At 64.3% G+C, this 24,896-nt stretch carries 17 protein-coding genes and 2 pseudogenes; 11 read left to right on the top strand and 8 right to left on the bottom strand.

From position 1 onward, the window contains the following. The first annotated feature begins 42 nt into the window (after positions 1-42). From MB901379_RS00870 to MB901379_RS00905, 8 genes and pseudogenes are all read left to right on the top strand, one after another. On the top strand, positions 43-813 hold the full coding sequence (locus MB901379_RS00870) for a DUF2127 domain-containing protein (protein WP_158014883.1): 771 nt from the start codon (positions 43-45) through the stop codon (positions 811-813). Positions 814-906: 93 nt separating this feature from the next. Then, complete coding sequence (locus MB901379_RS00875) at positions 907-1,767, top strand: SDR family oxidoreductase (RefSeq protein ID WP_158014884.1); 861 nt, start codon at positions 907-909, stop codon at positions 1,765-1,767. 67 nt (positions 1,768-1,834) lie between these two features. Then, positions 1,835-2,464 (top strand): TetR/AcrR family transcriptional regulator, encoded by a 630-nt coding sequence (locus tag MB901379_RS00880; protein ID WP_158014885.1) that lies wholly within the window; start codon positions 1,835-1,837, stop codon positions 2,462-2,464. Next, positions 2,461-3,285 carry a hypothetical protein gene (locus MB901379_RS00885; protein WP_158014886.1) on the top strand — a complete coding sequence of 275 codons (825 nt, stop codon included), beginning with the start codon at positions 2,461-2,463 and terminating at the stop codon, positions 3,283-3,285. The genes MB901379_RS00880 and MB901379_RS00885 overlap by 4 nt, the downstream gene beginning before the upstream one ends. Before the next feature lie 108 nt (positions 3,286-3,393). Next, positions 3,394-4,149: a 5'-methylthioadenosine/adenosylhomocysteine nucleosidase gene (locus tag MB901379_RS00890; RefSeq protein WP_158014887.1), complete on the top strand. Its 756-nt coding sequence runs from the start codon at positions 3,394-3,396 to the stop codon at positions 4,147-4,149. 246 nt (positions 4,150-4,395) lie between these two features. Then, a pseudogene (locus MB901379_RS00895) lies at positions 4,396-4,882 on the top strand (SRPBCC family protein). Between the two features lie 126 nt (positions 4,883-5,008). Further along, positions 5,009-5,815 (top strand): SDR family NAD(P)-dependent oxidoreductase, encoded by an 807-nt coding sequence (locus MB901379_RS00900; RefSeq protein ID WP_158014888.1) that lies wholly within the window; start codon positions 5,009-5,011, stop codon positions 5,813-5,815. Between the two features lie 123 nt (positions 5,816-5,938). After that, positions 5,939-8,830, top strand: coding sequence for an MMPL/RND family transporter (locus MB901379_RS00905; protein ID WP_158014889.1), 2,892 nt, complete (start codon positions 5,939-5,941; stop codon positions 8,828-8,830). A gap of 108 nt (positions 8,831-8,938) precedes the next feature. On the opposite strand, the gene MB901379_RS00910 is transcribed toward MB901379_RS00905, so the two are convergent. From MB901379_RS00910 to MB901379_RS00935, 6 genes are all read right to left on the bottom strand, one after another. After that, positions 8,939-13,129, bottom strand: coding sequence for an AMP-binding protein (locus MB901379_RS00910; RefSeq protein WP_158014890.1), 4,191 nt, complete (start codon positions 13,127-13,129; stop codon positions 8,939-8,941). Beyond that, entirely contained in the window at positions 13,116-13,358 is a 243-nt protein-coding gene (locus MB901379_RS00915) for an acyl carrier protein (protein WP_158018859.1), read from the bottom strand. Before MB901379_RS00915 ends, MB901379_RS00910 begins: the two co-directional genes overlap by 14 nt. A gap of 4 nt (positions 13,359-13,362) precedes the next feature. Continuing rightward, positions 13,363-14,976 carry a fatty acid--CoA ligase FadD10 gene (fadD10, locus tag MB901379_RS00920; protein WP_158014891.1) on the bottom strand — a complete coding sequence of 538 codons (1,614 nt, stop codon included), beginning with the start codon at positions 14,974-14,976 and terminating at the stop codon, positions 13,363-13,365. 26 nt (positions 14,977-15,002) lie between these two features. After that, positions 15,003-15,557 (bottom strand): FcoT family thioesterase, encoded by a 555-nt coding sequence (locus MB901379_RS00925; protein ID WP_158014892.1) that lies wholly within the window; start codon positions 15,555-15,557, stop codon positions 15,003-15,005. Continuing rightward, on the bottom strand, positions 15,554-16,423 hold the full coding sequence (gene scoE / locus MB901379_RS00930; protein WP_158014893.1) for a (3R)-3-[(carboxymethyl)amino]fatty acid oxygenase/decarboxylase: 870 nt from the start codon (positions 16,421-16,423) through the stop codon (positions 15,554-15,556). The genes MB901379_RS00925 and scoE overlap by 4 nt, the downstream gene beginning before the upstream one ends. 238 nt (positions 16,424-16,661) lie before the next feature. Beyond that, entirely contained in the window at positions 16,662-18,071 is a 1,410-nt protein-coding gene (locus MB901379_RS00935) for a PPE family protein (RefSeq protein ID WP_158014894.1), read from the bottom strand. 338 nt (positions 18,072-18,409) lie between these two features. Here MB901379_RS00935 and MB901379_RS00940 point away from each other — a divergent pair, with 338 nt between their 5' ends. Together MB901379_RS00940 and MB901379_RS00945 are read left to right on the top strand one after the other, a co-directional pair. Then, positions 18,410-19,219: a class I SAM-dependent methyltransferase gene (locus MB901379_RS00940; RefSeq protein ID WP_158014895.1), complete on the top strand. Its 810-nt coding sequence runs from the start codon at positions 18,410-18,412 to the stop codon at positions 19,217-19,219. A gap of 68 nt (positions 19,220-19,287) precedes the next feature. Then, on the top strand, positions 19,288-19,995 hold the full coding sequence (locus MB901379_RS00945) for a zf-HC2 domain-containing protein (protein ID WP_158014896.1): 708 nt from the start codon (positions 19,288-19,290) through the stop codon (positions 19,993-19,995). A 64-nt stretch (positions 19,996-20,059) separates the two neighbouring features. Here the strand turns inward: MB901379_RS00945 and MB901379_RS00950 are convergent. Further along, positions 20,060-20,407 (bottom strand): annotated as a pseudogene (locus tag MB901379_RS00950) (cation transporter); the annotation flags it as partial. Positions 20,408-20,553: 146 nt separating this feature from the next. On the opposite strand from MB901379_RS00950, the gene MB901379_RS00955 reads away from it, so the two are divergent. Then, the gene (locus tag MB901379_RS00955; RefSeq protein WP_158014898.1) at positions 20,554-22,530 is read left to right on the top strand and encodes a cytochrome c oxidase assembly protein; all 1,977 of its coding nucleotides are present in this window, start codon (positions 20,554-20,556) and stop codon (positions 22,528-22,530) included. 22 nt (positions 22,531-22,552) lie between these two features. On the opposite strand, the gene MB901379_RS00960 is transcribed toward MB901379_RS00955, so the two are convergent. Further along, positions 22,553-24,811 carry a heavy metal translocating P-type ATPase gene (locus MB901379_RS00960; RefSeq protein ID WP_158014899.1) on the bottom strand — a complete coding sequence of 753 codons (2,259 nt, stop codon included), beginning with the start codon at positions 24,809-24,811 and terminating at the stop codon, positions 22,553-22,555. Between the last annotated feature and the right edge of the window lie 85 nt (positions 24,812-24,896).

Here is a 24,896-nt window from a genome sequence, read left to right on the forward strand (position 1 = left end):
CGGGGCTTGCGTGGTTCCCCACCCACATTGAATGATCGCCCCGTGGTCAAGCGTGAAAACCGTGGCATCAACCGGTGGGAGTTGATGGTCTGTTCGCTCGGCGGACACGCCACCTACGAGCCCGATGATCGGGCCCTCGCGGAGAGACTTAGGGCCAAGACCGAGCTGGGCGAGGTGTGGCGCTGTCTTCGCTGTGGCGATTTCACCCTGGGTGCGCCTCATGGACGTGGCCGCCCCGAAGATGCGCCGCTGATCATGCGCGGCAAGGCGTTACGGCAGGCGATCATAATTCGGGCGCTTGGGGTCGAACGCCTGTTGCGGGCTATGGTGCTGGGGATCGCCGCCTGGGCGGTGTGGGAGTTTCGCGGTGCGCGCGGGGCTATCCAAGCGACCCTCGATCGTGACCTGCCGATATTTCGCGCCGCTGGATTCAAGGTCGATCAGATGTTCGCCATCCAAGAACTGGAGAAGGCGCTGGCCGCGAAACCGTCAACGTTGGCGCTGATAACGCTCGTGCTCTCCGCCTACGCCGTTCTGCAGGTCATCGAGGGCGTGGGTCTATGGATGCTCAAACGATGGGGCGAATACTTCGCCGTGGTGGCCACTTCGATTTTCCTGCCGTTGGAGATCCATGACCTGGCCAAAGGCGTCACCATGACGCGTGTAGTGACCCTGACGATCAACGTGGCCGCGGTGCTGTATCTGTTGATCTCCAAGCGGCTGTTCGGCCTGCGCGGTGGCCGCAAGGCGTATGACGAGGAGCGGCACGGCGAACAGCTGCTAGATCTCGAACGCGCGGCCGCGACGGCCTGATTTCGGCAGCCGATCGGGCGGATAGCCGCCGCGCCGAGTCGGTAGCGGTCCAATGCTCGTCGGCGCTACCGTGACGGACCAGGAACGGAGAGTATGGGTCGCTACGCAATCACCGGATCGGCATCAGGGATGGGCCAGGCGGCCGCGGCTCGGCTCCGCGACGACGGCCACACCGTGCTCGGCGTGGACCTTCGGGACGCCGACGTCGTCGCCGATTTGTCAACACCCGATGGCCGGGCGCGGGCCGCCGCGGACGTGGTCTCGGCCTGCGGAGGCAAGCTCGACGGCGCCGTTCTGGCTGCCGGCATCGGCCCTAGCCCGGGTCGGGGGCGAGTGCCACGAATCGCAGAGGTCAACTACCTCGGCGCGGTGGAGTTGTTGCAGGCGTGGCGACCCGTGCTGGCCGCCGCCGAACGCGCCAAGGCCGTCGTCGTCGCAAGCAACTCCGCGACGACGGTTCCGGTGGTTCCCCGGCGTGTGGTGCGGGCGCTGCTGGCGGCGGACGTCGACAAGGCGGTGCGCACGGTAAACCTGTTCGGCAGGGCGGCGCCCACGCTGATGTATGCCGCGTCGAAAATCGCCGTGAGCACCTGGGTTCGCCGACACGCGGTGCTGCCGGCCTGGGCAGGTTCGGGTATCCGTCTGAACGCCTTGGCTCCCGGGGCCACCATGACGCCACTGCTGCAGGAACAGTTATCGGACCCAACCCAGTCCAAGGCCGTGAGGTCTTTCCCAATCCCTGTCGGCGGATTTGGCGACGTCACGCACATGGCCGACTGGATATGCTTCATGCTCTCCAGTTCCGCGGAATTCCTCTGCGGCAGTGTGGTGTTCGTAGACGGTGGTTCGGATGCCTATTTTCGGGCCGAGGACTGGCCCAGGTCGTTGCCGGCCCGCCGCCTGCCCGGCTATCTCCTGCGATTCAGACGCGGTCCCGGTAACGCAACTCATTGACACCCGTTGACATACGTCATTGACGTCCGTTATTGACACCTGTCAGTGAAACTCGTACGGTGCTACTGTGCGCCCGAGAACGTCCACAATTTCTCCGGATTCGCCAGCGAAGAAGGTGCGCGAGGCACAGCGGCTGCAGACCCGGGCGCTGGTCTTTGATGCCGCGGTGACCGAGATCGGCCGGTCGGGGCTTGCGGGCGCGGATGTCGCGGCGATCGCCACCGCGGCCGGCGTATCGCGAGGCACCTTCTACTTCCACTTCCCCACCAAAGAACACGTGCTGGTGGAGTTGGAGCGCGCCGAGGAAGACAAAATAGTCGCGAAGCTGGCCAATCCAACGGCGACACCCGCCGATCTGATCTCGGTGTTGACGCTGCTGGTGCGCGAGGTGCTTGCCGCCGAGCGGCGATTGGGGCCGGTCGTTTTTCGAGACATGCTCGGATTACATTTCGTGGCAACGCGACCTGTCGAGGACGAGTTGGCCCAGCACCCGCTTGCCGCGTTCGTCATCGCCGCCATCGCCGAGGCGCAGCGCACGAAACGGGTGCTCTCAGAAGCCAAGGCGGACGAACTGGGAGTCATCTTCCTTAGCGGATTGTTCGCCTTGTTGACCACCGGCGCAGCATCGCCGCGGGCTCGGGCCGCGCTTTTGGACCGCTACGTCACAACAATCGTTCGAGGGATGGAGGCGCGATGAACGATTCAGGTATCGAGGGCTACCGTGCATATCTGGCGCGGCGCGATGGTGAGGCCGATCTGTTGAACCGCCGGCTGGCCAGCCGCGAAGAGTTTTTCGGATGGTTGGAATCAGAGCCCGTCCGCTCCACTCGGCACATCGATCGCCAGGTCTTTGTGCGGAATCTGCGCCGCCGTCGGCCGGAACCGGGTCTTGATCGCGCGATGTTGTTCCTGTTGGCCACCGCCAAGCTGAACCAGGCCGAGCGTTTCGGAGTGAACTTGGGCGAGACCTACGGACGAAACAGCGGAGACGACATGCCGCCCGAGCGGGTCTACGTCGAACTCGAGGAGCACTATCACACCCGGCTGCTGGCGTATGTGCTGGACATGTTCGGTCTGCCGTTCCAGGTGGTTGCGCCGCCGTTCCTGGTGCGCCAATTCGTCAAGACCAGCGTGTTCCTCCCCGATCGACTCGCATCTCCATTCGTGGGAGCGGGCGAAATGGCGGGCTGCATCATGTTCGACGAGCTGCGTCGCGCCGGCGTCGAGTTGTTCGCCGACGAACCGGACGTCGTGACGCGAATCGAGCGGCTCTACAGCGAAATTCTTACTGACGAGCTAGGCCATGTCGGCTATTGCGCGGCGAGCAGCGGTGCCGCGGGCCGGGTCGCGATGCGTCGGCTCTACCCCCTGGTCGGAAGGTTCTTTGCCCGCCAGACCTACGAGATAAGCCTGCTGGTCGACACCGAGAAGTTTCGCGCTCGCCTCGACCGGCCCTTCGACGTCGAGGAACTCGCGGCCGGACTGGCCAACGAAACGTTCCTGGCTGCGCGGCCCTGACCGCGGCCAGTTGCGCTGTACCGCGCCGACGTAGCAACCGCACGATAGGGCGGTACGGATACAATCGCGCGGGCGATTGGAGATTGAGTTGCAACCGAACGGCTCACTGTGACGATCGGCGTCATCTGCGCGATCCCGCCAGAGCTGGCATATCTGCGCCGCGCCTTGGTCGATGCCAAACGCCAGGCGATTGCGCAGGTCACCTTCGACACCGGTGACCTCGACACCCACCGGGTAGTGCTGGCCGGAGCCGGTATGGGAAAAGTCAATGCCGGCCTGGTCGCCACCCTACTTGCCGATAGATTCCGTTGCCGCACTGTGGTTTTCACCGGGGTGGCGGGCGGACTGGATCCCCAGCTGGACATCGGCGACATTGTCATCGCGGAGCGCGTGGTACAGCACGATTTTGGATTGATTACCGATGGGTCGCTGCAGCCCTATCAGCCCGGGCACGTCCCGTTCATCAATCCCACCGAACGGCTCGGCCATCGGGTCAACCCCGAGTTGATCGACCGCGTCAAACAGCGGCTCGAGGGCTTTGCCCTGCCGTCGCTATCCGCGGCTGCGGGGGGCGGCGCTCACCCGCCGCAGATCAGCTACGGGACCATCCTGACCGGTGACCAGTACCTGCACTGCGCGCGCACCCGAGACAGACTCCGAGACGACTTCGGGGCCCTGGCAATCGAAATGGAGGGGGGCGCGGTTGCTCAAGTGTGCGAATCCTTTGCCATCCCATGGTTGGTCGTGCGAGCGCTTTCCGATCTGGCCGGCGGCGATTCCGGGTTGGACTTCAATCGGTTTGTCGACGAGGTTGCGGTCGGTTCTGCTCGAATTCTGCTGCGCCTGCTGGACGTGCTGGACTAGACGTTCTTGTTGCCGGCGGGCACGAAAGCAAGACACGAATAGGTCTGTCCGAAGGCAGATCCCCGTCTTCAGACGGTGGGTCAAGCAGGCCGCTTTCCGGCCTCACCCAAAAGTGGGCTTGCTGCTCTTCGGACAGACCACCGGTGACCCGGATCCCATCACTATCGCAGCCGGCCAGGTTTTGGTCGATGGCCAAAGATCCCGATGCTGTCGGCCACAAAGTCACATCGGCCGCGGTGCTTGGATGTGGTTGTGGCTGACGCCGATTCGGAACCGCGGAAACGCATTGTGAGCGCCACCCGCGAGATAGCGGCCAGCGCGGAGACGCTCTTCGAACTGATCGCCGACCCGGCCCACCAGCCCGAATGGGACGGCAACGAAAACCTCGCGCATTGCCCGGCAGGACAGCGAGTACGCCAGGTCGGCGATGTCTTCCGCATGACGTTGACCATGGGTACCGTTCGGGAGAATCACGTGGTCGAATTCACCGAGGGTCGACGAATCGCCTGGCATCCGTCCGAACCGGGTAGACAACCGCCCGGGCATTTGTGGCGGTGGCAGCTCACCCCGGTGGGCCCGACGCGCACGGCGGTCACGCACACCTACGACTGGACGGAGCTGACCGACCCCGCTAGATGCGCCCGCGCGCAAGCGACGACCGTCCAGATGCTGCGCGCTTCGCCTCGATCGGCTCGCCGCGCTCGCGGAAGCAACCGACTCGGCTGGGAGATGACCAGGCAGTTTGTCCGGACGACGGCACGGTATCGCCGCCGGCCGGGATGGTGGCGGTAGGGTCCGCGGAATCGGCTGGTTGGCCCAACCTTCGCCCCCCTGTCGGGGCGCCCGGTACGGTCACCGTATGGCTCTCCCCCCCTCAGGAAGCGACCGCGCCGCCGTCGTCACCGGGGCCTCGTCGGGCATCGGTGAGGAATTCGCCCGGATCCTTTCGCAGCGTGGCTATCAGGTCGTCTTGGTGGCCCGAAGCGCTGACAAGCTCGAAGCCCTGGCCGGACGGCTGGGCCCGCAGGTGCATCCCCTGCCGGCCGACCTGTCGCAGCGAAGCGAGCGGGCCGCCCTGTTGGACAGGGTCGCCGCGCTTGGCATGACGCCGGACATCCTGGTCAACAATGCCGGACTGTCGACGCTTGGCCGGGTGGCGAAATCGGTTCCAGAAAAAGAACTTAACTTGGTCGAAGTCGACGTGGCCGCCGTCGTCGACCTGTGTAGCAGAATCCTGCCGGGAATGGTCGAACGTCGTCGGGGTGCGGTGTTGAACGTGGCGTCGGTGGCCGCATTTGGTCCGCTGCCCGGACAGGCGGCCTACGGCGCGGCCAAAGCGTTTGTCCTGTCCTACACGCACAGCCTGCGCGGCGAGCTACGAGGTACCGGGGTCTCCGCGACGGCGCTATGCCCAGGACCGGTGGATACCGGCTTCGGCGACGCCGCGGGATTCACCCAAGAGGAAGTCGATGGGGCCATGCCGAAGATCATGTGGAAACCCGCAGCTCAAGTCGCACAGGCGGGAATCGATGGTTTGGCGGCAGGAAAGGCCGTTGTCGTGCCGGGCATGGCCAACCGGCTCTCGGCCGGCCTGGTCCGGATTACCCCGCCCGAGTGGCTGCTGCCGTTCTTGGTGCGCAACCACCCCGCGATGAAACGCGATTGAGAGTTGGCCGCCTTGATTTCTGCGATGGAACGTCTTGTTTTGCAAGACAACAGCATTGGCTTCAATGTGCTCGCCTGTACCACGCCCAGGCGTGCGGCAGCGTTTCGGTAGGGTGACGTCGGGTTGAATACCACTCTTTCCGCGCCCGCCGGTTCCACACACGCCGAACGGCCCGCTATCGCACGAGTGATCCACGCCCTCGCGCTGCCGATCATCCTGTTCTGGCTGGCAGTCGTCGTCATACTCAGCGTGTTCGTGCCCTCGTTGGAGGTGGTCGGACAGGAACGAGCGGTGTCGCTGAGCCCCACCGACGCGCCGTCGGTGGTGGCCCTCAACCGCATCGGACATGTCTTCAACGAAGGTGAAACCGACAGTGTGGCGATGATCGTCCTGGAGGGGGACAAGCCCCTCGGTGACAACGCCCACGAGTTCTACGAGGTGCTGATCCGAAAATTGCGCGCCGACAACGCGCACGTGCTCAGCATCCAGGACTTCTGGGGGGATCCACTTACCGCGGCCGGCGCCCAGAGCAACGACGGCAAGGCCGCCACCGTCCAGGTGAATCTCGCCGGCAAGCAAGGCGAGCTACTGGCCAACGAATCCGTCGACGCGGTCCGCCGGATCGTTGACAGCACCCCAGCGCCACCGGGGGTCACGGCCTACGTCACCGGGGGCCCGGCGCTGGCCGCAGACCTGCACAAGAGCGGCGACAAATCCATGGCCAAGATCACCGTGACCACCATCGTGGTGATCCTGATCATGTTGCTGTTCGTCTACCGGTCGCCGATCACCGTGTTCCTGCTGCTGCTCACGGTCGGGGTGGAATTGACCGCGGCCCGAGGCGCCGTGGCGCTGCTCGGACACAACGAACTCATCGGACTCTCGACATTCGCGGTGAGCCTGCTCACGTCGCTTGCCATCGCCGCCGGCACCGACTATGGGATCTTCATCATCGGTCGCTACCAAGAAGCTCGACAGGCCGGCGAGGACAGGGAAACGGCCTTCTACACCATGTACCGGGGGACCGCCCATGTCATCCTGGGCTCCGGTTTCACCATCGCGGCTGCGACCTTTTGCCTCAGCTTCACCCGGATGCCCTATTTCCAGACTCTGGGCGTCCCCTGTGCGGCGGGGATGCTGGTCGCCCTGTTCGTCGCGCTGACGTTGGGACCGGCAGTTCTCATTGTCGGCGGCCGGTTCGGCCTGTTCGATCCCAAGCGGGTGCTCAAGGTGCGCGGCTGGCGACGAGTCGGCACTGCGGTGGTGCGCTGGCCGGCACCCATCCTCGTCGTCACCTGCGCCATCGCTCTCATCGGCCTGATCACCCTGCCCGGCTACCAGCCCAGTTACAACGATCGGGCATATCTGCCTAGTTTCATCCCCGCCAATCAAGGCTTCGCGGTCGCGGACCGCCACTTCTCCCACGCCCGGATGAACCCCGAGATATTGATGATCGAGTCGGATCACGACATGCGTGATCCTGCCGACTTTCTGGTATTGGACAAGCTGGCCAAAGGCATATTCCGGGTTCCGGGTATCTCCCGCGTGCAGGCCATAACCCGACCCGACGGCACCACCATGGACCACACGTCGATCCCGTTCCAGCTGAGCATGCAAAACGCCGGTCAGGTGCAGTTGCTGCACTATCAGCGGGCCCGGATGAATGACTTGCTGACCCAGGCTGACGACATGGCCCGCACCATCGCACTGATGAGCCGGATGTACGACCTGATGTCGCAGCTGGCCGTCAGCACTCACCGGATGGTTGGTGACACCGTCGAGATGCAACAGATCACCGCTGAACTGCGGGACAAAATTTCGGATTTCGATGACTTCTGGCGGCCGATCCGCAGCTACTTCTACTGGGAGAAGCACTGTTACGACATTCCGCTCTGCTGGTCGTTCCGGTCGATTTTCGATGCGCTGGACGGCATTGACCAGATCGACGAGAAACTGGATGCGCTGGTCAGTGACATCAAAGAACTGGACCGGCTGATGCCCGAGATGCTCACCACGTTCCCTCCGATGATCGAAACCATGGAAAGCATGCGGATCATGATGCTGACGATGCACAGCACCATGTCGGGCATGTTCGACCAGATGAACGAGGTGAGTGAGAACGCGAACGCCATGGGTAAGGCGTTCGACGCGGCCAAAAACGACGATTCCTTCTATCTGCCGCCGGAAGTGTTCAAGAACGAGGACTTCAAGCGTGCGATGGGAAACTTCTTGTCACCGGACGGGCATGCGGCTCGCTTCATCATCCTGCATCGAAGTGACCCCGCCTCGGCCGGCGGGATTGCGAGCATCGACGGGATTCGTACCGCCGCCGAGGAGTCACTCAAGGGAACTCCGCTGGAGAATTCCAAGATCTATCTGGCGGGAGTGGGCGCCATCTTCAAAGATGTCTCCGAGGGCGCGAAGTGGGATCTTGTCATCGCCGGAGTTGCCTCGCTCTGCCTGATTTTCATCATCATGCTGATTCTCACCCGGGCCTTGGTGGCCGCCGGAGTGATCGTGGGAACCGTGGCGATCTCACTGGGAGCTTCGTTCGGGTTGTCGGTGCTGTTCTGGCAGCACATTATCGGCATGCCGTTGCACTGGCTGGTGCTGGCAATGTCGGTGATCGTTCTGCTCGCCGTGGGGTCGGACTACAACCTGCTGCTGGTCTCCCGGTTCAAACAGGAAATACACGCCGGCATCAACACCGGAATTATCCGATCCATGGGTGGCACAGGCAAAGTCGTGACCAACGCCGGACTGGTGTTCGCTTTCACCATGGCATCCATGATGGTCAGTGACGTGCGGATGATCGGGCAGGTGGGCACCACCATCGGTTTGGGCCTGCTGTTCGATACCTTGATCGTGCGCGCGTTCATGACACCATCCATCGCCGCGCTGCTGGGTCGTTGGTTCTGGTGGCCGATCCGGGTGCGCTCGCGACCGGGGCGGGCGCCGGTGACGCCGGCGCACACCGGTACCGCGGACCTGGCCCTGGCGGGCCGGTCCCGCTAGGGCGGCCACGTTGCTCACGACGGGCCGAGTGTCCTCCGCGACATATAAACTACGCCGCCGACACGCCGGAGATCCCCGCCACGGATTATGACTCGAGTGTGGTGCGGGTTAGCGGGACAGGCCGTGCGCGAGCAGGGCGCGCACCGACCGCGGTGGCGCAGTGAGCTCGGTGACGGATTCGACGCCGAGCGCGATGGTCGGGTAATCGGCCAGATACTCTGCATACGAGCGGTCGCCCAGTTTCATGCCTAAGGAGAACCACCCGTCCACCACCGACCATCTTCGCGGATGCCTTCTCGCCCAGTCGCTTTGGTCTAGCCGATGCTTCCAGTCCAAGGCGGTGATTTCCTCGAGCGAATAGCCGCGGAGCAGGTCCCGGTAATTCACCGCGGCACCGCGTACCACGGTGATGCCGCCTCCCGGCTCGGCCGATTCCACTAGCCCCGGCATCCCCCGAAGTATCGCCTTGGCGGCGGCTCGGCCGGTGGTAACCCCTTCGGTCAAGTGCAGCACCGGGCAGGCCCGCAGCGCGATGCAGGCATCGACGACGGACACCAGAATGTCGGCGGAGTCGGGCAATTGATAACCCTCGCCGAGCACCCGGGGCAGTCGGGTGATGGTGAAATCAAGGTCCGCGCCCCATCCGGCTATCACCAGCTCCGCCAGTGACTTTGATGCCGCGTAAGGGTAGGGCGCGGCACCCGGAGCGGTCACCCGTGGCACCGTCACATCGGCATTGACGACGTACGTCGACAAATGCACCAACCTGGTGGCACGTCGGGCGCATGCCTCAGCGATCGCGGATACCAGCTGCACGTTCGCCAATCGAAGCTCGCGATAAGGTACGAGCACGTTGGTATTGCCGATACAGTTCACGACGGTTCGCGCACCGGTGTCGCGGATTAGGACATCCAGTTCCGCCGCGCCAAACTCGGCGGGGAGTCGTTCGATCCGCACCCCGTCGAAGCGCCGTAACGCCGTCCACGGATCTCGTTCTGGCAGCTGGGACCGGGTAGCCAGGACCACTTCCGGGCAGCGCAGTCCGGACTGCCGCAGTTCGAGGAGCGCCTGGGCAAATCCGGTGCCGAGAATTCCCGACGCGCCCAGCACCAGGATTGTCTGGCGTCGCGCTGTGGCGTGCAACGCAATAGCGGGCCGCCGGTGCGATATCGCCGCAAGATCGCGTGCGATCTCAGCGGCCGCGTCGACGTCCATCCAGGCGTCGGCACCCGACATGGCCAGACCGAGGTTGCCGGCCAGCGCGCTGGCACTGTCGGCGCTGATCAGATCGAGAATTGACAGGTTGTGACCCAGATACCTGCGCGTGTCGGGGAGGATTCTGATCAGGTCCAGTGAGCCGATCCCCTCGGCGAGCAGCGACGCCTCGGGGCGGATAACCCTGCCGAGGTGCCGACTCCAGACCTCGGCGAGGCCACGCGCCAGTTCGGTGGATTCGGCATCGCTTTCGGCCGCATCCGCGAGCCGAGGCAGCGTCGGCAGATTGGCACTGTCGATCTTCCCGTTGGGCTTCCTGGGGATGTGCGGCACCCCGACAACAGAAAACGAGGGCACTTGTGAGCCGACGAGGATGCGCTTGATTCGTGCCTGTGCTGGCTCGTCCTCGGCGCCTTCGCGGGTCCGCAGCGTTTCGAACCACACCGCGAGGCTTCCGTCGTGCGGCTCGACGGCGACATCGGATATCGTGGGCTCCTCGTGGATGCGCCGCACGAGCGCCGCCGTGTCGACACGTTTGCCGGAGATCTTGACGATGGCGTCCCTGCGCCCCGAGAAAACGAAAAAGCCGTCATTATCCACGGTTACCCGGTCCGCAGTGGCGAAGACCCGACGTCGTGAACCGTCGCTGGCCGTCACGGTGCCAAAGCTGCTGTCATCCCTCCCCAGATAGCCGGCGGACACCAAATCACCGGCAATGACGACTTCACCGAATGCCACGAACACCGTGTTAGGCGCCACCGGACGGCCCAACCTGCGGCCAGCGTTCGCCGAGACGGACCAGCCGTTGCCGACGATGGGTAAGTAGCTGACGACGACCGTGGTCTCCGTCGGACCGTAGCTTGAGACAACCGAGATCTGCTGGGCGGCAGCGGACCGTGTCCACTTGTCGACGGCGCTGGGCCGCACCGGTTCGCCGCCGATAACGATTTGCCGCAGGCGTGAGTGGCGGAGCGGATCGATCGCGTCGTCGTCCTCGCACAGCAGGTGCCACACTGCGCTCGGTAGATCCAGCACCGTTGGACCCTTGGTGCCCACCTCTGCTACCAGCGTGTCCAAGTCGCCGGATCTCATGGCGGTGGAACGGATCAGCTCAGCCCCGCAAATCGCGCTGCCAAAAATCTCCTCGACGCTGATGTCCGATGTCAACGGCGCGCATTGCAGGAGGGTGTCGCTTGTTGCCCAGCCATAGGCCACCCTGACCGCATCGCAAAAAAACGCGAGCGATCCGTGGGAGATTCGGACGAGTTTGGGTTGTCCGGTCGATCCCGAGGTCGGCATAACGTATGCCGTGTTGCTGGCCAACGCAGCGTCCTGAGTCACCTGCTCGACGCGCAGTCGAACGAGCTGTCGCAACTCGGCCTCCGGCGCCGGCGCAAGGTGCGCAGCGGCCACGTCTACTTTGTGCGCCGAAATGCCTTCGCCATGAGCGGCAATCGCGTGCGCTCGGGCGTCGACCTCGTCGACGCTGTCGCAGACGCTGTAGCCGCAGCCGGCCAGATGACATGCGACCAGCAGGTCGATCGTCTTGTCGGTGTTGTCGTCGGCGAATACCACGACGTCACCCGGGACGGCGTTATTGCTCACCAGCCAGCCAACCCATTGGTCGACGTAGCGGCGCCGTTCAAGAAACTTTTGGACGGCCCCGGCAGGATCCAAGAACCACGCTCGCATGCCCGTCGGGTCGCTGTTGATTACCGTATTGCCTTGGCAGCGGCTACCTTCCGCGGTAACTTCAAGCCATTCGCCGACAGCCATCGCGATCGGTTGGCCCCACAGCTCCGGCATCGACTCCAACGCCGCAGCGATGCGGTCTGCGACCTTGGTCGGCCGCTCCCGCTCAGGCAGATCGGCTCTGTCCCAGATGGCCAGGTCAAGTGTGCGCCGGTCCTCGTCGAGGACACATGCCACGGTCATGCCCTCCACCGGCCCGATGTCCGTGGCGACCGGCGCTTCCGTCAGGAACGGGCGCAGGCCCGGTGCGCACGACTCGCGAATAAAGTTGAGCGTCAGCGCCTGCACGTGCGGCGTCCGGTTGACCGCCAAATACATTCGTCGGTAATGCTCTTCGCGCAACCAACGGCGTCTTACCGCCTTGACATATCCCCGATCGAGCATTCGAACGACGTCGCCCACCGAAGCGAAGGGGGGAAATCGGACGGAGTGCGCAATCGAATTGACTAGACAGGTGGCGACATGGAGATCGGGATCTCCGAAGCGGTTGTCAACTGCGTGAACTAGCAGGGTCTCGGTGCTCTGCCGAACGCTCGAATCCACCGCTACCGCCGCGGTGGCGACCAGTGCGTTGAGGGGCACGTGCGCACGCTCGGAGAGGGCAAGGAGTACGTCGTAGGCGTGGCCGGAGACTCGCGCTGAGTCGCACAGGCGACCCCTGGCCGCCCCCCCGGGTGCGTCGCCCCGACCTGGTGCGGGGGCGCCGCGGTGGGCGTCGTTGGCCAGCTCACGCTGCACGACATCGGCTAGACGAGCCAGCGACTCGTCCACTCTGGCCGCCTCACGGCGGTGCGCGTTTGCCAGCTTGCTCAAGTCCGCAGTGATGCAGGGGATCTCAGCAGCATCGTCGAGGTACCGTGCCAAATCGGCCTCGATCATCCCGGTCGCGCCGCCATCGAGCAGTATGTGGTGTGTGTAGACGTCAAGGCCTGATACATGACCGCGCTCGCCGGTCCAAACGGTGTAGCGCACCAGTGGCTTGGCGAGGATACCGGAAGACCATGCGCGGATGAGTCCATCGCCACCGGGATCGTCCTGGTGCCGAGTGGCCGGGCAGACGTGCACGATGTCGTCGAACTGCAGCCTCAGCACGAGCTCTGGATAGTCGAGCCCCGCGGACGGCCCTTGGAGAACGCAGAGCTGCACCGGATTACCGAGTATCGACGCTTTCAGCGCGGCCAGGAATCTCGATGGTTCCAGTGGATGGAACCGATAGCGTTTGCCGATCAGATACAGCGCGGGATCGTTGTCCTGCAGCACCCCGTTGTAGAGGTTCCGCTGCGACCTGCTTAGGGGAACTCGATCCGCGAGCCGATCCTTAGGCGTGGCCATCACATTCTCCGTGGTTCTCCAATTCCCAAACCCAGCCGGCAATCGACAGGTGCTCGGCCAGGCGGGACGGCAATTCCGATTCTCGGTTCACGCCAAGATGCTTCATCAAAAGAACGAACCGAACCGAGTCCAATCCGAGATCCCGGAGATCGGTTACATCACCATCGGTGAGGTCTGACTCGTCGATGTAGAGCACCTCACAAACGGCGGCAAGGATCCGTTGGCGCACCGCCTCAGACACGAACCGCCGCTTCGGCCTGCTGTCCATCGATCGACGCCGCCAGTGATGCGCGCATGACCTTGCCGGACTGGGTTCGTGGAATGTCGGCGACGATCACGATTGTCGATGGCCGTGCCATGGACTCCGACTGATGTCGAAAGCTGGCCGCGATCGTTCGTTTGAGCTTGCGGGTCTCCGATTCGTCCAGATCTCTCGTAGGCACCACGGCCAGCCCCACCAGGGCGCCAAACTCCGCGTCGGGAATCTCGTAACACGCGGCCGCTTGAACGCCCGGAATGCCCTCGGCGATGCGGTCTACCTCGTCGGGTGCGATGTTGACGCCACCGGAGATGATCATTTCCGAGGATCGGCCCTTGATGTAGAAGAAGCCATCCTCTCGGCGCTCCAGCAGATCACCGGTGTTCACCCACCCGTCGACCAGAGTGGACCGGGTGCGCTCTGAATTGTTCCAGTAGCCCAACATGTTTGCCGGTGACTTGATCCACAATGTGCCGAAAGACGCCGACGGGCCGGCGCCTTCGACGGTGGGACCGTCGCGCTGGGGGGCATCGGTATCCGCCAAATAAACTTCCACACCGGGATACGGGCGTCCGACGGCGCCCGCTTCGATCTTCGATATCGAGTCCTCGTCGGTGGGTAGGCACAGTGCGGTGCATCCCGTCTCGCTCAACCCATACACCTGCGCGGTGCGGATGCCGGCGGCTTCGATAAATCGCACGTCTGCTGCGTTTGCCCGAGAGCCGCCATACCCCAGCAGGCGAAGTGACGGGACTTTGGCGCCAGCCGACTTCAGTTCGCTGACCAGTTTCGAAACAAGCGTTGGGACCAGACACGTTGTCGCGACGGCATTGTTGTTGAGCAGGTCTAGCAATGACGGCGTGTTCTCACCACCAGTGATGCACAACCCGCCCCGCATCAGGCAGGTAAGTATCCACCACAGTCCACCAATGTGCGTTGCCGGCAGGGGCGAGTAGGTGGTTTCGCCATCGACCCAAGTTACCCAGTTCAAACGCTCTTTACGCAAGATGTCCGGGATGGCAAAGAAGGTGCGGTTGGCCAGCAACACCGCTTTGGGTTCGCCGGTGGTACCGCTGGTGAAGATCATCGCGAGCGGATCATCGACGCCCAGTTCCGGTTCCGGGGTAGCGGTTTCGATGTCCGGTCCTATTCGGTGAGCTGAATTCGCTGCATCACCGTGGACCTCGATCTCGGTAGCGGGCATCGACCGGAGTGCTTCCGGCAGGGAGGACGGCTCGACCCTGGTGTTGGGCGCGATCAGAATCGCGGCGGGATCGGCGATTTGACAAAACCGAGTGATAGTTGCGTCCGGAAGATTGCCGTCGGCCATGACCGCGATAGCCCCGAGTCTCGCGCAAGCCAGCACCGACAGGTAGGTCTCCGGCCCGTTGTCCGAAATGACCAGCACTCGAGAACCTCGAGAAACCGACTGGGCGCGAAGGGTCATCGCAAGTGTGTTCACCTGGTAGACAAGCTCGGAATACCGCACTGCGCTGGTACCGTCACAACGACGCAAGGCGATGGCTTGCGGCCGCCGCCGAGCCTGCGCAAAGACACGTTCTAGCACGGTGGGCGCAAAGTCATACATAGCTAAAACTGCTTTCTACCAGCGGGTTACGGGATATTAAGGGCTGCTAGTTCGATCTCGCCCGACGCGGCCCCACCGTCGTCGTCCCAAAATTCGATGGCGCACGGTACCCGTAGATAGCGCCATGTTCGTTCGATCACTTGGAAATCTCGACATAGCAAGCGCGCGGAGAACTTTCCGGGATTGATCGGTCTCTTGAATCGTGAGGACGCGTTCCTGATGAACATACTGGAAAGCTGGAGTCGAAAGTAATCCTCGAGCGACCAGCCCCGCAGCGCGGGAATATCCTTGTTGGCCACGGCCGGAGCGAAAGCGCTGTAGGCGAGTTGATTGAAACACAGGATCAGTTCCACCGCGTTGAAATGTCCGGTGCTTCGGATGTAGGCGGACTCACCGATGCGAAAGTTGCCATACGCAAGCACCGAATCGGCGGTGGCCTTCGACTCCGCGTCGATGAGATAGCGGCATCCCTTGTAGGAGTACGGTTCAAGGACCTTGGTGAGCAGCTCCTCGGCTATCGGAACCGTGCCGGTGGACGCCACCGGGGTCGGCGCGGAGGCGGTCAAATCGGTGGTGCTCATACGGCATATCCCGGTGTCGCCAGGCCGTCCAGCATGGTCAGCCGATGGGTCGTCAAAGTTCCTGTCGCCGTGCCGTGCTTGGCCCGGTGCATGAGGACCCGGTTGTCCCACAAGACGATGTCGCCGACTTCGTAGTGTTGAGTGTGGATGAACGGCGATTTGTAGTCGGGATCGAGTTGTCCGGTCGCGGCCATGAGTTCTTGCAACACCGTTGGGTCGAGCGGCGTCCCGTCTCGGTCCTCGATCGACGTGGTGCCCGTCGCGCAGATGTAGAGGATCTCTTCTGCGGTCTTCGGGTGCCTGATGACGGTGGGCCACTTTATCGGGGGCGTGGTCCGGTTGATCTCATCCCAGACTTCCCCGATCGGCCGGTACACGTCGCGTGGGCGGATCTTGATGTGACGCCGCGGATCGTGGGTGCTGAACGTGCCGCGGACCGGGTCTTTCTGGGCGGGCGGCAGCGACTCCCACACTTCGTTGAGATCGATGAAGTAGGTACCGCGGTCGTGTCCGGGCACGGCTAGCGGCAACACCATCGAGAACGCGAAAGGTTCCGGCATGAACATGTAGTCGATATGCCAGAACGCACCGGTTCTGGGTACTCCGTGGCCCTCCTCGGTCGACGAAACAAAGATCTCCGGATGCTGCTTGTGATGGTAAATCGGCTCGTAGTAGGGCACTATTTCGCCGATTATTCTGCCGAGTTTGATGAATTCTTCAGGGGTCGGCTGAACATCTTTGAGAACGACGAGCTTGTTCTTGTAGACGATGTCGCGGATCTCATCGGTCGACACATCGTCGAGGTTCTTGGGGTCGATCCCGGTGACCTGCGCTCCGAGTCCCTCGCCTTTTACATTGAGCGTCATCGGCCCCGTTCTCCTTGCTGGTTTGTGCCTGTTTGGTGCCCGTTTGGTGCTGCTTGGTCAGCTGGTGAAGCCCGATCCGTGCCGACGCCGGGGTGCGGCACACAACGTCTTTTGCAATCCCTGGCGGTGACGATCCAGTGGTACCTCCTTGGTGCGGCCTCGGGCGCAGTCGGCGCAGACGGCGCAGACGACGAGCGCCAGCTACAGGATCAGTCGGACACGGTGACGAAAAGTTCCCCTAGCCGTGCCCCCGGGTTTCCTCGGCGTCGGTTGTCCAGGTGGCGGGGAGCAGTGGCACGGCGGTGGTGGCGGAGTCGCGCGATTGCTCGACGATGCCGGCGGGAGCACCGGCGGCCGCCGGTGCGGCCCCCGTGAAGCCGATGACGCCGGCTCCCCGACCACTTGCCACCTGCGGGGTGGATGCCGGGCAGTCGGCGGCGTCGACGGTGACGGTTGAGTCCAGGAATTCGTCACGGTAGCCGCGTATCCCGGTGCCGTCCTTGCCGTGTCTGCTGCGCCGGGCGTGCAGGGAGCCCGACCGCGCCGCCGCGGCGACTCCGACGGTGTCGGAGGCGGTGGCGGAGGCTTTGGCGCCGGCCCTGGGGCCGAAGCCAATCCCGGGTGGCGCCAGGCCAGGCACGGCGTAGCTGATCGCCGCCGATGGTGCCGAGCCGCTGGCTGGCGCCGAGACGGGCGTGCTCGGTGAGGGGTGGGCGGCCTGTGAGCTCAAGGCGGAAACAGCCGGTGCCGGCGGCGTCAGCCCGACGGCCACCTGGGAGCCACCGTGCCGGGCCGCGGAGGGCGCCGCGGTGCCGGGACCTTCCGCCGCCACCGGCGCGTGGTTCAGCAGCACCGCCAGCGCACTCAGCGCGCTCAAGGCGCTCAACGCGGGGGTGAAAAAGGGGAGCAGCAACAGCGAGTAGGAGGCGTAGTAGGGGTACCAAAGGACGTCGTACAAGAACAATGCAATGACAGCCAGCACGACCGTAACGGCGGGGCTGAAGCCGAATTGTTGAAAAAACTCCAGAAAGTACTTGTAGGGATCGGCGATAAAATCCAGGATGTCCCTGATCAGCTGCCCAATGGAGGCGAAGATGTCCTGGGCGGCACTGGGGGCTTCGCCGCCGGGGGCGAGGATCGGGGGCGCCGGCCGGGTGACCGGTATCGCCGACGTCGCGGCTTCGGTGCTGGCCTGGTAGGCGGCCATGGTGTCGGCGGCTTGAACCCACATGCGCACGTAATCCGCCTCGTTGACGGCAATCGGGACGGTGTTGATGCCGAAGAAGTTGGTGGCGAGCAAGACGGCATGAACGGCGTGGTTGGCCGCCAGCTCGGCCAGGCTGGGCATGGCGGCCAGGGCGCCACCGTAGGCCGCGGCAGCGGCTAGGTGCTGCGCGGCGGCGAGCGCGCTATCGATCGACGCTTGCTCGAGCCAGGCCAGGTAGGGGCCGTGCGCGGCCACATACTCGGTGGCGGCGGTTCCCTGCCAGCTCCCGGCCGCCACCTCGGCCAGCAGCTGGGTCAACTCCGTCGCTGCCGCACCGTATTGGCTGCTGAGCTCTTGCCACTGGGCGGCGGCAGCAAGCAACGAGCCCGGACCCTGTCCGGCGCTCAACAGGGCCGAGTGCACCTCGGGAGGAATAGCCATCCATATCGCGGCTGTCAGGATTCACCGTCTCCTTGCCTGTCCTTGCGTGTCCTTGCGTGCGAGTGCGCGACGGCTACGGACTCGCAACCGCTTCGCAGCGCCTGGGGGTTAGTCGGAAACGACGGGGAGAAAGTTCCATCATGACCCGAAAGGCCTCGGCAAGCCCGGAAGGGACCTGGCGCGGCTGAGGCTGGACCTCATCTCGGGTCGGCCTGACGTGGCCAGCGTGGGCAGGTCAATTCCTTTGCACTGCAGTGCTATTGGCGAGAAGTCCGATACCTGCGGCCGGCCCGCCACTGGCCGGCGGGCGTCGGAACCACTCGCTATATAGTGCACCCATGCCTGTCATCGACGCTCGTCATCTCGACGGCATATCGGAGACCGCGCTGCTGACCCTGCACCAGCGAGCGACGGAAGCTGCCCGTCCCGACGGCATCATCGACGACCCCATGGCCATCGTCCTGCGCGACAACATCGGCTACGACTACGACCACTTCGGTCGGACCCACCAAGCTACCGCGCTGCGCGCGTTGGCCTTCGACGACGGCTCGCGTGAATATTTGGGCACGCATCCGGGTGCCACCGTGGTCGCGTTGGCGGAGGGGTTACAGACCAGCTTCTGGCGCCTCGACAACGGCGAGCTGAGTTGGCTCTCGGTGGATCTTGAGCCAATCGTGTGGCTGCGCCAGCAACTGCTACCGGTATCGACACGATTACGCCATTGCGCTCAGTCGGCGCTGTGCTACTCCTGGATGGACCAGGTCGACGATGCCAACGGCGTATTGATTACCGCCGAGGGACTTTTCCAATACCTGCAGCGCGACGTCGTTGTCGACCTGATCGCCGCCTGCGCCAATCGCTTTTCCGGGGGCCGACTGATCTTTGACAGCATCCCGTGGCTGTTGAGCGAATATTCGCAACGACGCGGCTTCAAGCTCAGCAAGTACTACACGGCGCCCCCGATGCCGTTCTCGTTCACCGCCAATCAGTACGACGAACTACGCGCTATCGCTGGCGTCCGTAGGGTGCGCGAGTTGCCCGCGCCACCCGGGCGTGGCGCATTGCTGCGGTGGGGCCTTCCGCTGGCGTACCGGCTGCCGGGACTGTCGCGGCTGCGGGCCCCGGTGACATCCGTCGAATTCGGTTGATGCGCCGGCATAAACCCAGCGCACCGATGTGCGGGAACAATCCGCTCACCGTGCGCGACTAACAAGACATGGATTGCGAGGTGGCCCGCGAAGCGTTGTCGGCACGGCTCGACCGTGAACGAGCCGCGGTGCCGTCGGCACGCGTCGATGAGCACCTGGAGGCGTGCGGCGCGTGTAGCGTCTGGTTTGAGCAGGTGGCTGGGCAAGCCCGCCGCCTCCGTGGGCTCGTTGCGGACCGGCCGGTTGACGTGTCCGTTGTGCCCGTCGAGACCTACCGGACGGCGCCGCAGCCCCGATCTTCGTTGCTGACCCGGCAACGATGGGCGCTGCTGTACGTGGGCATCGCGCAGATCGCCCTGGGCATTGTGCAGGGTCTGGGCGTGCACTCGGGCCTAAGTCACCAGCGGACAACGGGTTCCGGTAACCACCTGCTCGACGAGGCCACATCGTGGACGATTGCCCTTGGGGCGGCCATGGTGGGTGCGGCACTGTGGCCGAGTGCGGCGGCCGGTGTGGCGGGCGTGTTGACGGCATTTGTCTTGGCGCTGACCGGCTATGTCGTTGGGGATGCGGTATCTGGCGCTGTTGCAATCACGCGAAGCTGCACGCAGCTGCCGTTAGTGATCGGCGCGATCCTGGCAATCATGTTGTGGCGCAACACCGCTACCACGCGCCCGGTGCCGGCCATAGCCGACATCGATATCGTGTTGCCGGAAAACGCATCCCGGGGGCGCCGGCGCGACCATTTGTGGCCCATCGACGGCTCGGCGGCCTGACCAGGACGACCCAGGACGACCCTGGTGGCCACCGCCGCCCGCCCCGAACTAGCCCCTAGCGAGAAACCACACTGTGGCAGGCGCGGGACATGAAGAGCGCGGCCGCCAGCGCCCGTCGAATCAACGGATGACGAGGCCGATGGCGTGCGCTTTGACCGTCATCCGTGCACAACTCGGCCGGATAGCCCGCGTGGCGGACCGCCTGGCACAAAGCGGCAACGTCGATGTCGGTGCCGGCGTCGACGGTCGCTACCCGGGTGGCGAACCTCACCGAGGCCCGAACTCCTGGGAGCTTGTTCAGCGCCGATTCGACCCGACGGGCGCACGCGAAGCAGGACATCCCGGAGATCTTGAGTTGTATCCGCTGCTCACGCTCGACGCGCTGGTCAGTCACCTCGGTCGGCTTCGACATGATGGCTGCGTACCTCCTCGCTGACTTGTCGTCTACCCAGACGAACTGCCACCTACCCAGACAAGGTCGCTACCGCCGCGCCAATAGTTCCCTGCCCGTCCCGGGCAACGGGGATCGGCTACGACATGCAGTCGTAAGCTCGTGGGATGGAGACTGAAGGGCCCGTCGCGCTCGCGTCGTCGACCGCGCGAGCCTCCAGGTCGAACTCCTGGGCGCTGGCTTGGCTACTGGTCGGCCTGCTGGGCGGCGCGACGGCGTTGGCGGCCTACGGCCTGCTTTCCGGGGTACGCCGGTATGCCACCGTCGGCAACCCCTATCCGGGTGCTTTCCTTGCTGTCGCGGAGCCGGTGGGGTACTTCGCTGCCTGCCTCGCCGGTGCGGTTTGTCTTGGCGCCATGGTTTGCGTGGTCATGATGGCGCGGCCGGAACGAGATGGTTTGATCGATCCCGCTTCGTTCCGGATCCATCTGGTAGCGGAGCGTGTTTCTATTGCCTGGGCGGCCCTGGCGGCGGCGATGGTGATCATTCAGGCCGCACACGATTCCGGTGTGGCGCCGACCAGGTTGCTGACCGGCGGGGGGGTGGTCGACGCCGTCGCCGCATCCGAGATCGCGCGGGGGTGGATCGTCACGGTGATCTGCGCGCTGGTGGTCACGGTGACCTTGCGCCTGCATACTCGCTGGCTCGGTCATCTTGTGCTGCTGGTCCCCACCGTGGTCGCTGTCATCGCGACCGCGGTGACCGGTAACCCGGGTCAGGGCCCGGATCACGACTACGCGACCAGCGCGGCGATCGTTTTCGCTGTGGCGGTCACCACGTTGGCCGGGTTGAAAATCACTATGGTCCTGGTCGCCGCGACGCCGAGCCGCGCCGTGCAGGTGGTCCAGGTGGCATGCGGTGCGCTCGCGTTGTCCTACGGCGCGATGCTGCTTTACCTGTTGATCCCGCGCTGGGAGGTCGACTCCGATTTTGCGCGCCTGGGTCTGCTGGCCGGTCTGCTATTGCTGCTGGTGTGGATGTCGGACTGCCGGCAGCTCTTCCGCACACCGGGACGATCCGGTGATGCTAGTACCGGTGCCGCACTGGCGGCGATGACCACCGTGGCCGCGCTGGCGGCGATGGCCGTTCAGACCGCGCCGCGTTACGTTGCGCATCAGTTCACCGCCTGGGACGTCTTCTTGGGGTATGAACTTCCGCAACCGCCGAATGCGGTCCGCCTGGTGACCACCTGGCGATTCGACAGCCTGGTTGGAGTCGCGGGAATAGTTCTCGCCATCGGTTATCTGGCGGGTTTCGTCGTCCTACGACGGCGCGGCAACGCCTGGCCGGCGGGCAGGCTGGCGTCCTGGTTGACCGGTTGTGCCGTTCTGGTAGTCACCAGCAGCTCGGGGGTGCGGGCTTACGGGTCGGCGATGTTCAGCGTCCATATGGCCGAGCACATGACGTTGAACATGTTCATCCCGGTCCTGCTCGTGTTGGGCGGGCCGGTCACCTTGGCTCTGCGGGTGTTGCCCGCCGCTGGTGACGGACAGCGGCCGGGCCCCCGTGAGTGGCTGACATGGCTGCTGCATTCTCGGGTAACGGCATTCTTCTCGCATCCGATTACGGCGTTCATCCTGTTTGTCGCCTCGCCCTACATCGTCTATTTCACACCGCTTTTCGACACTCTTGTTCGGTATCACTGGGGTCATGAGTTCATGGCCGTCCACTTTCTGCTCGTCGGATACCTGTTCTATTGGGCGATCATTGGTATCGACCCGGGGCCGCGTCGCCTGCCCTACCCGGGACGTATCGGGCTCCTCTTCGCGGTGATGCCCTTCCATGCTTTCTTCGGCATCGCGTTGATGACCACGACGTCGGCGGTGGGCGGCGTGTTCTACAAGTCCGTGGATCTTCCCTGGCTGGCTAGCATCGAAGCCGATCAACATCTCGGGGGAGGAATCGCCTGGGGTGCAACCGAACTCCCCATCATCATCGTCATAGTCGCGTTGGTGGCGCAATGGGCGCGCCAAGACCGTCGAGTCGCTGCCCGTCAGGACCGGCATGCCGATAGCAGTTATGGCGACGATGACCTAGAGGCCTACAACGCGATGCTGCGCGAGCTGTCCCGGATGCGGCGATGACCGCACAGCGAACCGGCAGGCACTAGCGCGCCTCGGATAGATCCCGGCCATCGGAGCCAAAGTTGCGCAGCCGCAGGCTGTTCGACACCACAAAGAACGATGAAAAGGCCATGGCGGCCCCGGCGATAAGTGGATTGAGCAGACCGGCGGCGGCAATCGGAATGGCCGCGACGTTATAGCCGAACGCCCAGATCATGTTCATCCGTATCGTCCGCATGGTTGCCCGGGCCAGGTCCAGCGCCTGGGGAACTATGTGGAGGTCGTCGCGGACCAGGATGATGTCGGCGGCGCCGATCGCGACATCCGTGCCGCGTCCGATCGCCAATCCCAGGTCGGCGCAAGCCAACGCGGGACCGTCGTTAATTCCGTCCCCGACCATGGCAACGGTGCGCCCTTCGTTGCGAAGTCTGTGGATCACATCAACTTTGCCGTCGGGAAGCACGTCAGAGATGGTGGTCTCGATGCCCACCTGCACGGCCACCGCATCGGCTGCGGCCCGGTTGTCGCCGGTCAGCAGAATGGTCCGCAGCCCTCGGCTGTGCAGTGAGGCAATCGCTTCTGCGGCAGAGTCTTTCACGGTGTCGGCAATCGTGATAGCCGCGCTTGTCGCACCATCCACCGAAACGAAAACTATTGTTTCACCCCGAGACTCGCCGTCGCGCCGGGCAGAGTCCAAATCGGCGTTGCCGGCCCCGTTTCGGGTAATCCAGGAGGGCTTACCGACTTCCACGTGGTGGCCGCCCACGATTCCCGACACGCCGCATCCGGCGATCGCGGAAAACTCGGTGACTGGAGCTGGATCGGGAGCGGCCGCAACAATCGCCGTCGCCACCGCATGCTCGGACGCCGCTTCGACTGCGGAGGCGAGCGCAACGATCTCCTCGGCGGTTCGCCCGCCGGTTGTCGTCACCGTGCTCACGGTCAACTGCCCGACCGTCAACGTGCCCGTCTTGTCGAACACCACGGTGTCGATCCCGTGAATGGTCTCCAGCGCCTGACAGCCCTTGATGAAGATGCCCAGCTGCGCTCCGCGTCCGGAGGCGACCATCATCGCCGTCGGGGTGGCCAGGCCGAGTGCGCACGGGCACGCGATCACCAGCACCCCAAGCGTCACTGAAAAAGCGCGATCCGCGCTGGCGCCACCCATGAGCCAGACCGCGCCGGCCAGCCCGGCAATGGCGAAGACCACCGGCACGAAAACCGCCGAGATCCGATCGGCCAGGCGCTGGGCTCGGGCCTTCTGCGCTTGCGCCTCCGCCACCAGGCGGACCATCGCAGCAAACTGGGTATCGGCGCCCACGGCGGTGGCCCGGATAACCAGCCGGCCGTCCAGCACAACGGTGCCACCGATGACGGGCGCATCCGGACCGGCGCGGACCGGCCGGACCTCGCCGGTCATGGCGCTCATATCGATCGCCGCGGTGCCGTCGATGACGACACCGTCCGCTGCGATGGTTTCACCAGGCCGGGTCACAAAACGCTGCCCTTGTTTGAGTTCACCCGCCGGCATTACCAGCTCTGCGCCGTCGGGCAGCAGAACCGTCACGTTCTTGGCGCCAAGGGCAGCCAGCGCACGCAGCGCGCCGCCCGCCTTGGATTTGGCACGGGCCTCGAAATACCGACCCGCAAGCACGAAAACCGTGACTCCGGCGGCGACCTCGAGGTAAATCGAGTCGCTGTTGAGGATCGCCTGCCAGATCCCGTTGCTGGGCCGCGGCGGGGCAGCGATGAAGACCGTCGACAGTGACCACACCGTAGCGGCGGTGATACCAACCGATATCAGCGTTTCCATCGACGCGGTCCGGTGCCGCGCGTTGCGCAGCGCGACCGAGTGGAAGGGCCAGGCCGCCCAGGTCACGATCGGGGCAGCCAAGGCGGTCAACAGGTATCCCCAGCCGGGGAACCGGGCGCTGGGCACGATTGCGAACATTGTCGACAGGTCGGCCAGCGGCACGAACAACACCGCCGCCACCAGCAGCCGGCGCAGCAAGTTGCGGGCGTGATCGGCGTCTGGATCACGTTCGTCGGTGGCAGACTCGGCGTGCGGAAACGCTTGGTATCCCGCTTTCTCGACCACTTGGCACAGGTCGTCGATCGCGACGTCGACGACGTCGATGGTGGCGACGCGGGTGGCGAAATTCACCGATGCGTGCACGCCGGGAACTTTGTTGAGCTTCGTTTCGACGCGGCTCGCGCACGCCGCGCACGACATACCCGAAACATCGAGCTGGATGCGCCGCGCGGAGCCGAGGTCGGGGTCCCCCACAAGTGGAGCCGCCACAGGCCTCCTCAAATCGGCATTTTTACACTCGTCAGCCTACAAGTCGCGGCCCGCCGGTATTTGGTTCCAGTGGCTGGGCGCCGGC

The organism is Mycobacterium basiliense (genome assembly GCF_900292015.1).
In the GTDB taxonomy this organism is placed as follows: domain Bacteria; phylum Actinomycetota; class Actinomycetes; order Mycobacteriales; family Mycobacteriaceae; genus Mycobacterium; species Mycobacterium basiliense.

What these genes read in the sequence shown, in the direction of transcription:
- MB901379_RS00875 (WP_158014884.1), top strand. Translation starts at nt 907, where the DNA reads ATGGGTCGCTACGCAATCACCGGATCGGCATCAGGGATGGGCCAGGCG.
- MB901379_RS00885 (WP_158014886.1), top strand. Translation starts at nt 2,461, where the DNA reads ATGAACGATTCAGGTATCGAGGGCTACCGTGCATATCTGGCGCGGCGC.
- MB901379_RS00900 (WP_158014888.1), top strand. Translation starts at nt 5,009, where the DNA reads ATGGCTCTCCCCCCCTCAGGAAGCGACCGCGCCGCCGTCGTCACCGGG.
- MB901379_RS00910 (WP_158014890.1), bottom strand. Translation starts at nt 13,129, where the DNA reads ATGGCCACGCCTAAGGATCGGCTCGCGGATCGAGTTCCCCTAAGCAGG.
- fadD10 (WP_158014891.1), bottom strand. Translation starts at nt 14,976, where the DNA reads ATGTATGACTTTGCGCCCACCGTGCTAGAACGTGTCTTTGCGCAGGCT.
- MB901379_RS00925 (WP_158014892.1), bottom strand. Translation starts at nt 15,557, where the DNA reads ATGAGCACCACCGATTTGACCGCCTCCGCGCCGACCCCGGTGGCGTCC.
- scoE (WP_158014893.1), bottom strand. Translation starts at nt 16,423, where the DNA reads ATGACGCTCAATGTAAAAGGCGAGGGACTCGGAGCGCAGGTCACCGGG.
- MB901379_RS00935 (WP_158014894.1), bottom strand. Translation starts at nt 18,071, where the DNA reads ATGGCTATTCCTCCCGAGGTGCACTCGGCCCTGTTGAGCGCCGGACAG.
- MB901379_RS00940 (WP_158014895.1), top strand. Translation starts at nt 18,410, where the DNA reads ATGCCTGTCATCGACGCTCGTCATCTCGACGGCATATCGGAGACCGCG.
- MB901379_RS00945 (WP_158014896.1), top strand. Translation starts at nt 19,288, where the DNA reads ATGGATTGCGAGGTGGCCCGCGAAGCGTTGTCGGCACGGCTCGACCGT.
- MB901379_RS00955 (WP_158014898.1), top strand. Translation starts at nt 20,554, where the DNA reads ATGGAGACTGAAGGGCCCGTCGCGCTCGCGTCGTCGACCGCGCGAGCC.